At 72.5% G+C, this 262-nt stretch carries 1 protein-coding gene; it reads right to left on the reverse strand.

All coding sequences use genetic code 11. The features are described from left to right. Nucleotides 1–262 (reverse strand): peptidoglycan recognition protein family protein (locus SB660_RS21565; protein WP_410584455.1); only part of this gene is annotated, 262 nt, incomplete at both ends.

The raw sequence follows: 262 nt of genomic DNA on the forward strand, positions 1-262 counted from the left end.
GCTGGCCGGCACCCGCTCCGTGTCCAGGTCCTCGTGCCCGGCGATCGTGCGCAGGGCCGGCAGCGTCGCGCGCAGCTGCCGCAGCAGGGCGACCAGCGCGTCGATCTGCGTCGTCGGATAGGTCTCCTCCATGGCCTGGTGGCGGCTGTCGAGCCAGTGCGGGAACCGGCCGGTGTTCACCAGCTCGATGCCGACCGCCTGCGCGTTGTGGCCGCGGACGTGATGGGCGACGCGCTCCGGAGGCACGTACTCGACGATGTGG

Origin of the sequence: Bacillus sp. SIMBA_005 (assembly GCF_046535585.1) — a bacterium.
Lineage (GTDB): Bacteria > Bacillota > Bacilli > Bacillales > Bacillaceae > Bacillus > Bacillus pumilus.